The following is a 13,798-nucleotide window of genomic DNA, read 5'->3' as shown; positions in this document are numbered from 1 at the left end:
AAACTAAAGCCTTAGCGCGCAGCAGGTGTGAATATTAAACGTGAATCGAGTTTTCACTCATTCACATTTCCTTTCTTCCAAATCTTACTCTCTTCACCACGAGATAGCCTTCTTATATTGTCCCGATGTTGCCAAACAATAAGTGCGGATAACATTAACACTGAAAAGATGTATTCAGGTTTGAAGAACACTGTATAAACCGGCGCCAAGCTGACAGTGATGATTGCCGCAAGTGATGAATAGCCTGTAATCAATACAACCAAAAGCCATGTACCTAGCAACAGACCAGCCAAGCTAAAGCCCATCGCGATTAAACAACCTAGCGCCGTGGCAACACCTTTGCCGCCTTTAAACCTGAAAAAGATTGGGTACATATGTCCAAGACATGCGGCTATCGCCACAATACCAATGGATATTGGGTCTACACCTACAAGAAAGGCTAAGTAAACGCTGACGGTTCCTTTTAGAATATCAAACACTAAAACTAAAGCGGCGGCAAACGGTCCTGCAATGCGCAGCACGTTAGTTGCACCAGGGTTTCCAGAGCCTTGCTCTCTAGGATCGCCCTTGCCAAAAAGGAAGCAAACTACAATTGCACTTGAAATAGAGCCCAAAATATACGCGCCAAAAATAATCATCAGCGTGAATGAAATCATATACTTGGTCCCTGTGTTGCGGTTACACTTAGCAGTAGATTACTTGAAGGTGAAAAAAATCGCTAGGCGATTACGATATTCTCATGGATTTAGTTAAAATACAGGGCTTGACAGTCCACGCACTTATTGGTGTTTTTGATTTCGAACGACACGCTAAGCAGAGGCTTATTCTTGATGTCGACATGGTCACCGACTTAAGCTTGGCAGCCACTACCGACGATGTTAACAATACTATTGATTACGGTAAGGTAGCGCAAAGGCTCGCTGACATTGCCGAAAATTCCTCTTACTTTTTACTCGAAGCTTTAGCAAAAGAAATGTTAGATATGATATTTTCTGAATTTAAGCCTCAGAAAGTCACGTTGACAGTGAACAAGCCAGACATCCTTAAAGAAGCAGTTAATGTTGCTATTAGCATGACAAGAGAACGCAGTTAGTGTCCCATTTCATACTTATAAGTGTTGGTTCCAACATTGATAAATCGAAAAACACGGATGCGGGTTTGAATGCCTTAGCGAAAGCTTTCAGCGACGTAGAGATTTCGCCTGTTTATGAAAGTGAATCGGTTGGATTCGATGGTGATACCTTTTTCAACCTTGTTGTGTCGGCACAGACCGAATTAGATGTGGACGGTGTGTGTAGCATCCTAAAATGTATTGAAGATGAAAATGGCCGAATCCGTGGTTCACAAAAATTTGCTTCCAGAACCCTTGATCTTGATTTACTGACCTATGATGAATTGGTAATCCAACAGCCTGTTATTTTACCACGCGAAGAAATTCTCTATAATGCTTTTGTGTTAAGACCGTTGGCCGATTTAGTGCCAACACACATTCATCCTGTTGTGAAAAAAACATACCAATCTTTATGGCAAGACTATGACAAGCAAAAGCAAAACTTGTGGTTGGCCGATTATTTATGGAGTAACACCGAAACATGACGTTTTATGAAATTTTCATACTTGCAATTATACAAGGCTTAACGGAGTTTTTACCTATTTCTAGCTCTGCGCATCTAATATTGCCGGCTGAAGTGCTTGGTTGGCGCGAGCAAGGTTTGGCCTTCGATGTTGCAGTTCATGTCGGCAGCTTAATGGCGGTCATGATTTATTTTCGGAATGACATCGTTAAACTTAGCGAAGGGTTTCTTTTACATGGTTTTAGTAAACAACAAACAACTGAGAGCAAGTTAGCCTGGTGGATCATCATTGCAACGATTCCAGGGGTTATCTTTGGTTATTTGATGAAAGACTGGATCGCGTTTAACGCTCGTACCGCAATAGTTATTGCTACTACTACAATCCTATTTGGTTTGTTGCTTTGGTACGCAGACGCAAAAGCAAAGCAAATTAAAACCATCGATAAAATTGGATTGAAAGAAGCTCTTATCATTGGTTTAGCGCAAGCTATAGCAATTATTCCTGGCACTTCACGTTCAGGTATTACAATGACAGCCGGTTTAATGATGGGACTTGATCGCGAGAGCACGGCTCGCTTCTCATTCTTGCTATCAATTCCTATTATCTTAGGCGCTGGCCTGTTGTCTACTTTAGACTTGTTAAGTAGTGTCGCAGCAGTCAATTGGAATGAGCTGTTTTACGGAGCTGCCTTTTCCTTTGTCGCTGCTTATTTATGTATATTCTTGTTTTTGAATTGGATTTCTAAAATTGGGATGTTGCCATTCGTAATTTATCGATTGGTATTAGGTTTCGTATTGTTATACATAGTTTTAGGTTGATTTATATACGCAAATTAGTCGATTGTTTACCAAAAGGGCTGTTAATATGAGTACAACGAGTAAAAGTGAAACAATTTTTACAAAAATTATTAATAAAGAAATACCGGCCGATATATTATTTGAAGACGAAAGAGTATTAGCATTCAAGGACATAAGTCCACAAGCGCCAGTGCACTTTTTAGTTATACCAAAGAAAGCGATTGCAACCATTAATGATATTGACTCAGAAGATGAAGCTCTCGTAGGATATATGCACCGTGTCGCGGCAATTGTCGCAAATGACCTTGGTGTCGCCCAACAGGGCTTTCGAACGGTAATGAATTGTAATCAAGACGGCGGGCAAACGGTTTATCATATTCATTTGCACGTACTAGCAGGGAAGGCACTTGGTTGGCCACCATATCAAGAACGATTAAAAGGTTAGATTAATACACAAGTTTGTAGCGAAAAGTAGCGAATGACGTTGTATCGTAACGCCGGCAAACAATAAGTAAATTTTCTCAGAGTCTGGTAACTCTGGTCTATAAAAAATATAAGGCTTTATTTCCATGTCTACTCAAAATGCACTGTTAACGATCTTAGTCGAAAAAATTAACAACGATACTTTAGTTTTACCAACACTTCCTGCGATTGCATTAAAAGTGAGAAAGTCGGCTGACGATCCAAACATAAACTTGAACGGAATGGCTGACGTTGTTGGCCAAGACCCATCGTTAAGTGCTCGCATGATTAAAATTTCCAACAGTGCATATTTAGGTCGTACTATTAAAGTGACCTCGACTACACAAGCAGTAACTCGCATTGGTTTGAACCAAGTTAAAAATATTGCAACGGCTTTAGCAATGGAGCAACTGTTCGTTTCTAAGAACGAAGTAGTTAAAAAGTATATGGCGAAAATGTGGACCGATACAATTGATATCGTTGCAAACGCTATGGCAGCAATGCTGACTTACCAAGCAGCGTCAGGTAAGAAGAACTTAAGTTTAGACACAATCACACTTTCTGCTTTGGTTGCCAATATTGGTGCATTACCAGTGCTCACTGAAGCCGAGCGTCACGACAGTGTTTTTGCTAACCCGACTTTCCTTGATGTAGCAATTGAAAAGTTATCTGGTCGAATCGGTGGAAGCATCATGCGCGAATGGCAGTTTAACGATGTATTCATTCAATGTGCTGAGCATTGGAGAAACACCGAATTCGTTGAACCAGAGATCACTTATATCGACTTCGTGCGTATAGGTGCAGCTTTGGCAAACCAGGTAGATAATGGTGATGAGCTCCTAACCATTGCGCTTGAAAAAGGTATTTTCGATGACGTTGAAGTTTATCAAACGCCAGAATTTGCTAAAATTAGAGACAACGCGAAGTCTATCTTTGCATAAGTTTGAATTTTGGTTGGCGCTGATCGTTACATAAATATCATTGCATGTTTCACACAGCAATCGTTATGGACGATTTACTTAGCTAGAATGAGATAATAGAAAAGCCCTGCAATTGCAGGGCTTTTTATTGTGGGGCTGTCCCGTCCGGAAAAAAGTTGTCATAAAGAAGAGTTCTTTATTTGTCCCGAACTAACATAAGTTAAGGTTTTTTTCGGATGGGATAAGACGATTTAGCTCAGTACTCTATATTAGTGCTCTAAATTAGTACTCTAAATCAGTGCTTTGAATGCCTACTCACTATCTACTTCGAATATCTCGCGAAGTGCTTCAGCAAACTCAACAACCTCAGAGGACATAAGAGTAAAGTCAGCATCGAGTTTCACGTTTATTTCATCTTTAGGAATGTCTTCATTTTGCTCTTTGACCACATCAGTGAACTTTAAGCGCTTAATCGACAAGTCTTCGCCAATGATGCAAGTGAGTCGATCTTGCCAAGCAACGCTTAGCTTTTGCACAAGCATGCCAGCTTGCAGATGAGCAAGAATCTCATCGGCATCTAAGTCTTGTGACTTACAGCGTATAGTTGCGCCATCTTCAGAAGGCGACTTAAACTCAGCCTCATCAAGTATTTCTATTTGCGCTGGCGCATCTTGAAGTACCCACGAAGTCAGTGTTTCTTGTTTGCTACTTTTTGCAAAAGGAATGACAGGAAGTGAGCCAATACATTTGCGAACACAAGCCAAGAAAGCTTCGGCAGCGCCATCAGAACTGGCATCAACTACAACAAGATTATGCTCAGGTGAAATAAATCCATGAGTCACACTGTTCTTTGTAAATGCTTGTGGCAGAAGACGGTGAACAATTTCTTGTTTTAGATCTTGCTGTGCTTTTTTCGGCACAGGTGAGCCTGTTTCAGCTTCAATTTGTGCTACTTTGTCCGCAAGTTCATTGTTAACCACAGAGGCTGGTAAGATGCGTTCTTGCTTTTTCAGCACTAACCAATAACGGTTTGCTGTTTTCTGGAATAGCATATCGCTATTTCTGAAAGGGGAAGTCCAACCCATTGTTGCGATATCTTGCGAACCACATGGGCGAAAAGACATGCTTTCCAATTGTGTTTGAAGTTGTTCTTCGGTGAGTTCTAACTTGTTTGTTAGCTGATATAATTTAAGGTTTTTGAACCACATATTTTATTTATTTACTATCGAAAAAAAAGTGACCGCACTCTACCAATCTGAAGGCTGTTGGTCAAAAGCAATTTTCATCGCCGATAACATTGGTTTTAGCTTAGCAAAAGGCTAGTATGCACACTACATACTTTGATATTTCAGTGCTTTTTACCATTTTATTTCATTTTAATTTACTATTTTAGAGTGTTTAATAAAACTGTCATATATTGCACTAATAATGACACTTTCTTAAATGTGTTTCGAGTTAGAACAATGCCTCATACAATATTGTTAGTTGAAGACGAAGCTCCCATTAGGGAAATGCTTTCCTTTGTTTTAGAGCAAGCCGGATTTAATGTTGTTGAAGCTGAAGACTACGACATCGCGTTAAAAAAAGTGGTTGAACCTTATCCAGATTTGATACTTTTAGACTGGATGCTTCCTGGCGGCAGCGGTGTGCAATTATCTAAGAAACTAAAAGAACATGAGTTTACCAGAGAGATACCCGTTATCATGCTAACCGCGCGCGGTGAGGAAGATGATAAGATACGTGGCTTAGAGGCAGGTGCTGATGACTACGTGACAAAGCCCTTTTCGCCAAAAGAGTTAGTGGCGCGTATAAAGGCCGTCATGCGCAGAGTTACACCGACTTCAAATGAGGAGCCAATTGAGTTTAAAGGGCTTATTTTGGAACCCATTTCTCATCGTGTTAGCGCTAATGGCGATGTCCTAGAAATGGGACCTACTGAATTTAAATTATTACACTTCTTTATGACGCATACAGAACGTGTTTATAGCCGAGAATTATTATTAGACAATGTGTGGGGAACTAACGTATATGTTGAAGACCGAACCGTTGATGTGCATATCAGACGCCTGCGCAAAACTTTGTCCAAACATGGGCATGACGCCATGATTCAAACTGTCCGTGGCGCCGGATATCGTTTTTCTAATAAGCTTTAAATGTACACTCCGCCTCCTTGGAAGAAACACTTTTTCGTTATACTGGTTTATCTAGTAGGTGCGGCCTTGCTAGGTAATTATTTCGATCAGGTCTCTTTAGCGCTTTTTTTAGCAGTGTGCGGGCTCCTCTTTTTTACTTACTTCAATATATACCGTCTAAATAAATGGTTATGGCAAAGTCGTAAAATGTCGCCGCCAACAGCGTCCGGTATATGGGAACGCGTTTATGAGGGCATTAATTACCTGCAACGCAGAAATAGAAAGAAGAGACGAAAATTACGAACATTAGTAAAGCAATTTCGAGAGGGTTTTGAAGCCCTTCCAGACGCTGTCATTGTCGTAGATAAAAAGGCGAAGATTGTCTGGTGTAATCGACATGCAAGAATTGAACTGAGCTTGAAATGGCCTGAGGACTTAGGTCGTAGAATAGATAATCTAATTCGCCATCCCAAATTCATCGAGTTTTTTAACTCCGGTGATTATCAGCAACCTGTAAAGATACCAGCGCCAAGCAATGCTACTAAAACGTTTGAATTTCGCATCATGCCTTATGCAGATCAACAACTATTGATCGTCGTTCGAGATGTTTCGCGTATTGCTCAGTTGGAGGCTATGCGCAAGGATTTCGTGGCTAATGTGTCCCATGAGTTACGCACACCTTTAACGGTCATTAATGGTTACTTGGAAGTGCTTGCTGATAACAACACGGACAAAACGCCAATAGAAAATAAAGCGATAGCGGAAATGGGCGCGCAAACGCAACGGATGCAGTGCCTAATAGAAGACCTCTTGTTATTATCCAAAATAGAAGCTTCAGCACAGCGAATATTCGAAAACACAATTGATATGAAAGCAATGTTGAATATTGTCGAATGTGAAGCAAAAGCACTTAATAAAGAAAAAAATCATAAACTAACTTTTAAAGTGGATGATGAGCTACAAATATTTGGTGTAGAAAGTGAAATCAGAAGTGCATGCTCAAATTTGATTTTCAATGCCATTAATTACACACCTGCAGGTGGTGAGATTAATATCCTCTGGGAAAGGCGCGAAGAGGGCGCTTATTTCTGTGTGACTGATAATGGTGAAGGCATTGAGCAGAAACACTTACGCAGGCTTACCGAACGATTTTACCGCCTAGATAAAGCCCGCTCTCGAAAAAAAGGGGGCTCAGGCTTGGGCTTGTCAATTGTAAAGCACGCTCTCAATCATCATAATTCAAATTTACTTATTAGTAGCGAAGTAGGTGAGGGGAGTTCATTTGCATTCTTACTGCCATTAGAGCTCATATATGACGGTAGTGTGGATTCTTAAGTAATATGCACTCAAGCTAAAGAGCGATTTTAAAAGCCTTTATATTCGAATGAGCCTGTTATTTCTTCACTTTCTTCTTGCAAAAAATTGAAACTATCTCGTACCTTAATCAATTAATACTAACCTAGGAACAACAGTAGTTGTGCACCTTCGATATATTGTTTATTCTCAATGCTTCGTAGATTTTTTAACCACGTGGCAATTCTGCTATTTACTGGTCAAACAATATTTCCATACTTGTAAAAGTACAAAATACTAGCGAGGAGTGTAGTCAATTTTTCACAATTCCAACAGCTACATAACGAACATAAGAATAAGCCTTTCATTAAAAGTTTGGCTGAAGTTTCTAATGTGTTTTTTGTTATTGTTTTCAATGAAAGCAGCCACACTGGTGCAAGCTTATGATATTCGTTTCGAGTCATTGACTATTGCCGATGGCCTGCCATCACAAAGTGTCTATGAAACTTATCAACAAAGAAATGGCTTTATTTGGTTCGCAACGGATAGAGGGGCTATTCGATACGACGGTAAATCTTTTCGTAGTTTCATGTATTCCCCTGGTGCACTCAGTCACATAACTAATAACTTCGCTCTTCAAATTTTGGAAGATCATGTTGGTAATATCTGGATTGTTACTGAGTATGGTCTCAATAAATTAAGTCCTGATGGCAGTATTGAGCGCTATTTACACGACCCGCAAAAGCCTGATTCGATCAATTCAAATTGGGGACATTTTATTTATCAGGATTCAAGTCACAGAATTTGGGTGGGCACCAATGAAGGGCTTAATTTATATCAAGCTGAAACGAATAATTTCCTAAGAATTGAAGGACAACTAAAAGATTCTTTGCATAATATCGCAGCTTATCAAATGTTGGAGATTGATAAAGACACTTTTATGTTGGGAACCCTATACGGAATCGCCTTTTTCAAACCTTCTGAACAAATGTTTGTTCTGGAAAGTGATAAGCATCCCGACCTTCCTAGCTGGTATAAGAGTACCATTTATAAATTGACTATGTCTAAAGCAGGCAGGATTTTGATTGGCACTGACAATGAGGGCTTAATAGATTTTGACCCTCAAACCAACGAGTACAATCAATATAAAAAAGCGCCTGATGGTAATGGTTTATCCAGTAATAACATTAACGCTATTGTTGAAGACAGCAATGGAAAGCTTGTCCTTAGTCATTATGGTGCAGGCTTGACCTTAATATCGCCGGATAGGCAAACTTTTACGCAACTGAAAGCACGCGATTTTGACGATACTTCATTAATTTCGGATGAAGTAAATCATGTGTTTATCGACCAATCTGGTCTACTTTGGGTGTCCACTATGTATGGCATTTCAAAGTATTCTTATTTGCAAAATGGAAGCACTATCATTAGAAAACAAGCGGATGGTAAAGGCTTGTCTGGAATGGTCGCTTCTAATACTGCCGTGGTGGATGATGACAATTTGTTGGTTGCAACGTCTGGCGGCTTAAACAAACTGCGCATATCAGATGGAAGAGTCGAAAAAATAGAACTACTCCCGCCCGAGCAAGGTAAACAAGCCAATTTACGCATAAATGATATTCATAAAGATAATAAAGGTAACTTTTGGATTGTCTCTCCTCAAGGTCTGCACAAGTACAACCCTTTAACTAACGAGCGAGCGAATTACTATAACAATGAGGGGAATGAATGGAGCTTTACCGGTAATGAATTGTTTACCGTTTTAGTGGCTGAAAATGATGAGATCTGGGTGACTGGCTTTGTAGGCGTTGCCCTAGCCAAATTTACGCCTGGCAAAGGAATAACAGAGAGGTTATTAGCTGACCCGCTGCATATCTACACCAGAGGAGGTAATTATACTACTGATGCACTGCTTTCAAAAAAAGGTGATATATGGCTATCGACCACTGATGGTGTGTATCGGATTAATTCTCAACTTGGATTAGAACAACATATTCGTCTAGGCCCAAATAATCGTGAAAATATCCGTATTTCCTCCCTAATTGAAGATGAAAATGGTGCGATTTGGGCAGCAACTGAGGGAGTAGGTTTAGCTAAAATGACAGTGGGTGAAGATAATACAGTGATGAGCACTGTGTATTCAACAGATGATGGCTTACTGAGCAACGAGCTACTTACAGTAAGTGTATATCAAGGCAAGCTTTGGTTAACTACGAAAGATCAGCTCTTTACTTTTGATACAATCAGAAAGGAATCGAAGGCTTACCCTAGTTTGTTCAATTTACCAGGTCTGATATTTGAAAGCGCGGCACAAACATTAGTAGGTGATAATTTATTTCTTGGTTCGAACAAAGGCTTAGTTATTGTCAACCTGACTCAAATTCAATCTAATCAATACAATTCACCTGTTCAAATAACTCAGGCTAAAGCAGATGAGGTGGCTCTTTTACGGGGGATTGCTACCTCTCAAAAAAGCAAGCGCTACATCGATTACCAAAATAATGATTTATCCTTTTCCTTTGCTGCTCTAGATTTCACAAACCCAAGCGTCATTCGTTACCGTTATTATCTTGAAGGATATGAAGATACTTGGGTCGATGCTGGGAATAAGACCAATGTCACGTACAACAGTCTGCAACCGGGCGTATACTCTTTTAAAGTGACTGCAAGCAACAGTGATGGTAAATGGAGTAATGAAGTTGCAGAGTTTACTTTCCAGATAGAACAACCTTGGTGGTTCTATGCATTATGGTCACTCGCTGCTTTACTTGCTTTCGCACTCGCTTTATTCATATTGAATCGGCGTATTCACGTTAAGTTGCTTTATAAAAAGGCCAATTACGATAGTCTCACTGGTATCGCAAACCGCTACCATTTCAATAATAGCATTGAGGAGCTGGTATCTGAGCCTGACAACTTATTTAGTCTGTTGATTGTTGACTTGGATGGCTTTAAAGAGGTGAACGATGTATACGGTCATGCTGTTGGTGATGAATTGCTAATTCAAGCTGCAGCAAGGATGAAGAAAGTCTTGCGAGATGGTGACTTGTTGGCCCGCTTGGGCGGTGACGAATTTGCGATTATTATCAATAAACATAATCAATTGAATAGGCTTCTCAATATTACAGAACGTTTGAGACAAGCTTTGCAAAGCCCATATAAACTCACAAGTCACATGGTGACAGTTTCTGCGAGTATAGGTGCGGCCAGCTTTCCTGCGGACTCAAAAAGTAAAGATTCCTTGTTAGTCTATGCCGATACCGCCATGTTCGCTGCAAAGCAAAGTGGCAAGAATACGGTTAAGTTCTTTAATGAAGAGTTAAGCGCGGAACTAGAAAAAAGAACAGAGCTCAAGCAAAAGCTAAAAGCGGCTATCATTAATGAAGAATTTGTAATGCACTACCAACCTCAAATCGACCAATTTTCTGAGAAAGTAGTTGGTTTTGAGGCTTTAATTAGATGGTTTCAGGTGGATGGAACCGCTATACCTCCAAATGTTTTTATTCCTGAAGCTGAACGTAATGGTTCAATCGTAGAGATTGGACAATGGGCTCTAATATCAGCGTGTAAGCAAGCCGCTGATTGGGAGAAAAAAGGACTCGAATTCGGTAAAGTGTCAGTTAATGTATCTGCCGTGCAAATCACGAAATCTAGCCTGGTAAGTGATGTAGAGCGAGCCTTAAACCAAAGCAATTTATCACCCAAATATTTAGAGCTGGAAATTACAGAATCGGTGTTGGTGGATAATATTGATATGGCCCTTGATACTTTAAGGCAACTCAGAGAGCTCGGCGTTGCGATAGCTTTGGATGATTTCGGTACAGGGTATTCTTCGCTTAATTACTTAACCAAGTTTCCGATAGATACCTTGAAAATAGATAGAAGCTTTATCAAAAGCGTTGAGGTCGACTCCGCTACTAAAATGGTACTTAAAAATATTTACACACTAGCGGCTGATCTTTCGATGAAAGTTGTTGCTGAAGGTATTGAAACTGAAGAGCAATTAAAAATATTAGCAAGTCTTCAAGGACGAATTATTCAAGGTTACTATTACAGTCCAGCATTGGCTGCTTCAGATGCTGTTAAAATGCTTCAGACAAGATCTTTCAGCAGAAACTAAAGTCTTCTATTACAAGCCCCATCGGATGGTTCTTTTTTGCACTAACATTACTCACTTCTTGAAACATAAAAAAAGGCGTAACTTAAACCTAAGTTACGCCTTTCAAATTTATAAAACTAACTACTTATCTTCAGCAATCTTTTCATGAAGCCATGCTGCATGACGAGGGGCTTTCTTAGTCTTGCTCCACTCCTCAAGCATGTCGGGGGCGACACGATGCAATTCTTGCATTTGTTCTTCGGTATGCGTATTTGCAGCAAGTTCAAGACGATGACCATTTGGATCAAAAAAGTAAATGGATTTGAATATGCCGTGGTTTGTTGGACCAATGACATCAATACCATGACTTTCAATAGATGCTTTAGCGGCAATTAATTCCTCTAAGCTGTCTAGCTTCATCGCAATATGCTGAACCCATTTTGGCGTATTATGGTCGCGGTCCATATCAGGTTGCTCTGGCAATTCAAAGAAGGCCAGTACGTTACCGTTGCCCGCATCCATGAAAATATGCATGTATGGGTCATAAGCGCCAGTAGAAGGCACGTGGTCTTCAGCAATCGCTAGCTGAAAATCCATGCCTAATACGTTTTGATAGAACTCAACTGTCTCTTTTGCATCTTTGCAGCGATAGGCTACATGATGAAAACCATTTAACTGGACTGGGTGGCTCATACGCCCTCCTTTTCCTCAGCTTTTGCGTCAGTTTTTAATACACCACGATTTATTTGGTCGCGTTCAATCGATTCAAATAAGGCTTTAAAGTTTCCTTCACCAAAGCCATCGTCGCCTTTGCGTTGAATAAATTCGAAGAATACTGGACCAAGTTGTGTTTCAGAAAATATCTGAAGTAATAAACGAGGACCGCCTTCGGTTGTGCCATCTAATAAGATGCCGCGTGTTTGAAGCTCTTCTACAGGTTCACCGTGATTTGGTAAACGGCCTTCTAACAACTCGTAGTATGTTGCTGGTGGTGCAGTCATGAATGGCATGCCCATGTCTTTCAAACGATCCCAACAAGCAACTAGGTCATCACAACTGAATGCAATGTGCTGAATTCCTTCGCCGTTGAACGCTCGCAAGAACTCTTCAATTTGTCCTTTACCGCCTTCACCTTCTTCATTTAGTGGAATACGGATTTTGCCATCTGGTGCAGTTAAGGCTTTTGAAGTTAGCCCTGTGTACTCGCCTTTGATATCGAAGAAGCGAATTTCTTGGAAGTTGAATAACTTCTCATAGAAATCAGCCCAATACTTCATACGACCGCCATAAACGTTATGTGTTAGGTGGTCGATTACTTGGAAACCTGCGCCCACTGGGTTGCGATCAACGCCGTCAAGATATTCGAAGTCGATGTCATAAATAGACAACTCATCACCATAACGGTCAATTAAATAAATGATTGCGTTGCCAATACCTCTAATCGCAGGCAAACGAAGCTCCATTGGGCCAGTTTCAACTAAAACAGGTTCAGCACCTTGAGCCAATAAGTGTTTGTACGCTTTTACCGCATTCTTAACGCGAAAGCCCATACCACAGGCTGATGGACCATGTTCACGTGCAAAGTACCATGCCGCTGATTTTGGCTCGTAGTTCGCAATTAAGTTTATGCCGCCTTGACGCCATAGTTGTGCATCTTTAGTGCGGTGATTCGCAATGTGGGTAAAACCCATAGCCGTAAATACCGTTTCTAGTTGGCCTTTTTCTGGAGAAGAAAATTCGATAAATTCAAAGCCATCTAAACCAACTGGGTTTTCAAACAAGTCTGCCATTGTTTACTCTCTTTAGTCATTTTTGAAACCACATGAATAAGCGTTTTTAGGAATAGTTCTTAAGCAATTCATGTTTAATTGGCACAAACAAACCTTTTAAGTCATTTGTTCAATTAGATGATTTCAAATAGTTATACTCTACAGGTGCTTTGCACCGTTTTTTGATGGGCGCATTTTAGGTTATTTCGTCTAAAATTACCCGACATGGGCTCATTTGTGGCTTCGCATGATTTATGGGCTTCTACACTTTTGTAAAGATTTTAATACGGTTCTTATGCTTTAGGCTACGTAAATTCGTTTTATAATTTGTACTCGAAGCTGTATTCGACACTTTGAGCTTCGCTACTGGCAAATTCACCATGACCAGATATTCCCGTTAATTCGCCAGTACCTGAGTTAGGAGCAACTTCAAATTTGCTTTGAACTCGACCTTGAGCATATGTACCCCTTTGCAGGAATACCAAAGAACCTGATTTACCGTTGATACTGCCTTCAAATAGCTCTGTTCCTACATAGCTTGCAGTACTCTCTGACGTATACGCCATTTGATAATTGACTTCAGAGCTACCTTGCAGCAAACCATCATATGTTTGTTGGACTTTTGCGTGACTTAGCTTTTTATCTTCATACTCTTTGAGGGTCACTTCATCCCAGTTATTGATGCTGATGCTATTCATATTGTTCTCCATTAGTTGAGGTTTTTTATTGGCTGAGGCTCTTTACTGGCTGA

Annotated in this window: 13 protein-coding genes; 8 read left to right on the top strand and 5 right to left on the bottom strand. The window is 40.2% G+C overall.

Translation table 11 applies throughout. From position 1 onward, the window contains the following. Positions 1-53: 53 nt before the first annotated feature. Positions 54-656 carry a glycerol-3-phosphate 1-O-acyltransferase PlsY gene (gene plsY, locus ACKLNX_RS01505; RefSeq protein ID WP_412970967.1) on the bottom strand — a complete coding sequence of 201 codons (603 nt, stop codon included), beginning with the start codon at positions 654-656 and terminating at the stop codon, positions 54-56. 83 nt (positions 657-739) lie between these two features. Between plsY and folB the strand changes: the two genes are divergently transcribed. From folB to ACKLNX_RS01480, 5 genes are all read left to right on the top strand, one after another. Then, positions 740-1,093 carry a dihydroneopterin aldolase gene (folB, locus tag ACKLNX_RS01500; protein ID WP_412970966.1) on the top strand — a complete coding sequence of 118 codons (354 nt, stop codon included), beginning with the start codon at positions 740-742 and terminating at the stop codon, positions 1,091-1,093. Next, positions 1,093-1,596 (top strand): 2-amino-4-hydroxy-6-hydroxymethyldihydropteridine diphosphokinase, encoded by a 504-nt coding sequence (folK, locus tag ACKLNX_RS01495; RefSeq protein ID WP_412970965.1) that lies wholly within the window; start codon positions 1,093-1,095, stop codon positions 1,594-1,596. Before folB ends, folK begins: the two co-directional genes overlap by 1 nt. Continuing rightward, entirely contained in the window at positions 1,593-2,393 is an 801-nt protein-coding gene (locus ACKLNX_RS01490) for an undecaprenyl-diphosphate phosphatase (RefSeq protein ID WP_412970964.1), read from the top strand. Before folK ends, ACKLNX_RS01490 begins: the two co-directional genes overlap by 4 nt. A 46-nt stretch (positions 2,394-2,439) precedes the next feature. Beyond that, positions 2,440-2,817, top strand: a complete 378-nt coding sequence (locus tag ACKLNX_RS01485) for a histidine triad nucleotide-binding protein (RefSeq protein ID WP_412970963.1) — start codon at positions 2,440-2,442, stop codon at positions 2,815-2,817. 124 nt (positions 2,818-2,941) lie between these two features. Next, a complete protein-coding gene (locus ACKLNX_RS01480; protein ID WP_412970962.1) occupies positions 2,942-3,775 on the top strand; it encodes an HDOD domain-containing protein in 834 nt (277 codons plus the stop codon). Positions 3,776-4,065: 290 nt separating this feature from the next. On the opposite strand, the gene rdgC is transcribed toward ACKLNX_RS01480, so the two are convergent. Then, positions 4,066-4,962: a recombination-associated protein RdgC gene (rdgC, locus tag ACKLNX_RS01475; RefSeq protein WP_411693255.1), complete on the bottom strand. Its 897-nt coding sequence runs from the start codon at positions 4,960-4,962 to the stop codon at positions 4,066-4,068. 255 nt (positions 4,963-5,217) lie between these two features. Between rdgC and phoB the strand changes: the two genes are divergently transcribed. The 3 genes from phoB to ACKLNX_RS01460 all read left to right on the top strand — a co-directional run bounded on the left by phoB (position 5,218) and on the right by ACKLNX_RS01460 (position 11,299). Further along, a complete protein-coding gene (gene phoB, locus ACKLNX_RS01470) occupies positions 5,218-5,907 on the top strand; it encodes a phosphate regulon transcriptional regulator PhoB (protein WP_412970961.1) in 690 nt (229 codons plus the stop codon). Continuing rightward, positions 5,908-7,221 carry a phosphate regulon sensor histidine kinase PhoR gene (gene phoR / locus ACKLNX_RS01465; protein ID WP_412970960.1) on the top strand — a complete coding sequence of 438 codons (1,314 nt, stop codon included), beginning with the start codon at positions 5,908-5,910 and terminating at the stop codon, positions 7,219-7,221. 349 nt (positions 7,222-7,570) lie between these two features. Further along, positions 7,571-11,299, top strand: coding sequence for an EAL domain-containing protein (locus ACKLNX_RS01460; protein WP_412970959.1), 3,729 nt, complete (start codon positions 7,571-7,573; stop codon positions 11,297-11,299). A gap of 120 nt (positions 11,300-11,419) precedes the next feature. On the opposite strand, the gene ACKLNX_RS01455 is transcribed toward ACKLNX_RS01460, so the two are convergent. From ACKLNX_RS01455 to ACKLNX_RS01445, 3 genes are all read right to left on the bottom strand, one after another. Further along, positions 11,420-11,971, bottom strand: a complete 552-nt coding sequence (locus ACKLNX_RS01455; RefSeq protein WP_412970958.1) for a VOC family protein — start codon at positions 11,969-11,971, stop codon at positions 11,420-11,422. Continuing rightward, positions 11,968-13,068, bottom strand: a complete 1,101-nt coding sequence (gene hppD, locus ACKLNX_RS01450) for a 4-hydroxyphenylpyruvate dioxygenase (RefSeq protein WP_412970957.1) — start codon at positions 13,066-13,068, stop codon at positions 11,968-11,970. The genes ACKLNX_RS01455 and hppD overlap by 4 nt, the downstream gene beginning before the upstream one ends. A gap of 299 nt (positions 13,069-13,367) precedes the next feature. Next, positions 13,368-13,745: a DUF3224 domain-containing protein gene (locus ACKLNX_RS01445; RefSeq protein WP_412970956.1), complete on the bottom strand. Its 378-nt coding sequence runs from the start codon at positions 13,743-13,745 to the stop codon at positions 13,368-13,370. Between the last annotated feature and the right edge of the window lie 53 nt (positions 13,746-13,798).

Source organism: Glaciecola sp. MF2-115 (assembly GCF_047250385.1).
GTDB lineage: Bacteria > Pseudomonadota > Gammaproteobacteria > Enterobacterales > Alteromonadaceae > Glaciecola.
This window is presented reverse-complemented; position numbering and strand designations above follow the sequence as displayed.

Coding starts and splice junctions, on each gene's coding strand:
- plsY (WP_412970967.1), bottom strand. CDS start 656: ATGATTTCATTCACGCTGATGATTATTTTTGGCGCGTATATTTTGGGC.
- folB (WP_412970966.1), top strand. CDS start 740: ATGGATTTAGTTAAAATACAGGGCTTGACAGTCCACGCACTTATTGGT.
- ACKLNX_RS01490 (WP_412970964.1), top strand. CDS start 1,593: ATGACGTTTTATGAAATTTTCATACTTGCAATTATACAAGGCTTAACG.
- ACKLNX_RS01485 (WP_412970963.1), top strand. CDS start 2,440: ATGAGTACAACGAGTAAAAGTGAAACAATTTTTACAAAAATTATTAAT.
- ACKLNX_RS01480 (WP_412970962.1), top strand. CDS start 2,942: ATGTCTACTCAAAATGCACTGTTAACGATCTTAGTCGAAAAAATTAAC.
- rdgC (WP_411693255.1), bottom strand. CDS start 4,962: ATGTGGTTCAAAAACCTTAAATTATATCAGCTAACAAACAAGTTAGAA.
- phoB (WP_412970961.1), top strand. CDS start 5,218: ATGCCTCATACAATATTGTTAGTTGAAGACGAAGCTCCCATTAGGGAA.
- phoR (WP_412970960.1), top strand. CDS start 5,908: ATGTACACTCCGCCTCCTTGGAAGAAACACTTTTTCGTTATACTGGTT.
- ACKLNX_RS01460 (WP_412970959.1), top strand. CDS start 7,571: ATGTGTTTTTTGTTATTGTTTTCAATGAAAGCAGCCACACTGGTGCAA.
- ACKLNX_RS01455 (WP_412970958.1), bottom strand. CDS start 11,971: ATGAGCCACCCAGTCCAGTTAAATGGTTTTCATCATGTAGCCTATCGC.
- hppD (WP_412970957.1), bottom strand. CDS start 13,068: ATGGCAGACTTGTTTGAAAACCCAGTTGGTTTAGATGGCTTTGAATTT.
- ACKLNX_RS01445 (WP_412970956.1), bottom strand. CDS start 13,745: ATGAATAGCATCAGCATCAATAACTGGGATGAAGTGACCCTCAAAGAG.